The organism is uncultured Campylobacter sp., assembly GCF_938039245.1.
Classification (GTDB): domain Bacteria; phylum Campylobacterota; class Campylobacteria; order Campylobacterales; family Campylobacteraceae; genus Campylobacter_A.
Map to the genome: position 1 here is coordinate 1 of NZ_CALHVN010000011.1, position 1,319 is coordinate 1,319.

A 1,319-nucleotide genomic window follows, 5' to 3' on the forward strand; every position below is an offset into this window, starting at 1 on the left:
TGGGACAGCTGCCCGCGTGGAGCGTCTGGGTGCTTTACGTAGCGGTGTTTTTACTCGCGCTTACTTGCCTAAACCGCGTGAGGATGGGGCTGGGGGGGGTAGGGGTAAACCATAAAATCCAAAATAATCCTGCCGCAAGGATGCCGAATTTAGCATAGTTTGCCGCCGCAATTAAATTTGATATAATTTCAAGATCATTCATTTTAGCTAGAGGCTTTGCGGATGGTGCAAAAAGGCAAATGGAGCTAAAGTAGCGATTTAATGAGCGTAAGACTAAAATCTGCGCTAGTCGCCAAATTTAACGCGCAAACAAGGCAAATTTAACAAAAAGGACGAAAGATGAAAGAGTTTTTAGCGGCCGCGCTTGATTTTATCCTTTGCCGCATCACGATATTTATCACGGGCGTACGGCCGCCGCAGGAGCTTTTAAATATCGGCGAGGGTACTAAAATTTACTACGCGAACCACGCTAGCCACGGCGATTTTTTGCTGATTTTCGTATCGCTGCCGTATCGCGTGAGAAAGCGCGTGCGCCCCGTCGCGGCGGCGGAGTACTGGGAGAGCGGGCCGGTGCGCAGATTTCTTGCTAAAAACGTGTTTAACATGGTGCTAATCAGCCGTCATAAAGATCCGCTAGAGGCGCTAGCGCAAATGAGCGAGGCGCTAAAAACGCACTCTCTCATCATCTTTCCCGAAGGCACGCGCAAGACGGACGACGATCTAGCGCTACAGCCGTTTAAAAGCGGGATTTTCCGTCTGGCGCAGCAGTGTCCCGCCGTCTCGTTTGTGCCAGTATGGATCAAAAACGCGCGAAACGTCCTGCCTAAGGGCTTTTTCGTGCCTATTCCGCTGCTTTGCGAGCTGATAGTGGGCGAGGAGATAACCTACGGCGGCGAGGGAAAGGGCGAGTTTTTACAAAAGGCGCAAGACGCGCTGCTAGCTATGAGCGATACGCAAAATGATAGAACGAAAGCCTAGCGCGGCGGCTTTGGCGAGAGCGGTAAATTTAAGCCCTGTAAATCCGCCACGTAAGACGGGAAAATTTGCGACCGATTTTTACGGAAAATTTGACGGCGAGCCTTCTAAAACGGCGGCTAAAAGCGTCAAATTTAAAAACAAAGCCCGGGCTAAAACGCTCGCCTCGTTGAAAATCAAATTTAACCTAATCGTGAGCCAAAAGCGTATACGAAATTTAACCGATCAAACCGCCCGCAGGGCAAACCAAATGCGCGTAAATTTGGCTTGCTCGGAGCGCTCGAAGCATACGTCAAATTTAGCTTCAAATTTAACCAAAAGGCCCTAAAATGAACCCGCAAAAT

Annotated in this window: 2 protein-coding genes; both read left to right on the forward strand. The window is 49.6% G+C overall.

Annotation, left to right across the window (positions count from 1 at the left end):
* The first annotated feature begins 339 nt into the window (after positions 1-339).
* Complete coding sequence (locus Q0218_RS02090; RefSeq protein WP_297965795.1) at positions 340-978, forward strand: lysophospholipid acyltransferase family protein; 639 nt, start codon at positions 340-342, stop codon at positions 976-978.
* Positions 959-1,303, forward strand: coding sequence for a hypothetical protein (locus tag Q0218_RS02095; RefSeq protein WP_297965797.1), 345 nt, complete (start codon positions 959-961; stop codon positions 1,301-1,303). Before Q0218_RS02090 ends, Q0218_RS02095 begins: the two co-directional genes overlap by 20 nt.
* Positions 1,304-1,319 lie beyond the last annotated feature (16 nt).

Bases quoted from the DNA above. Each gene is read 5' to 3' on its own strand.
- Q0218_RS02090 (WP_297965795.1), top strand. From the start codon at position 340: ATGAAAGAGTTTTTAGCGGCCGCGCTTGATTTTATCCTTTGCCGCATC.
- Q0218_RS02095 (WP_297965797.1), top strand. From the start codon at position 959: ATGATAGAACGAAAGCCTAGCGCGGCGGCTTTGGCGAGAGCGGTAAAT.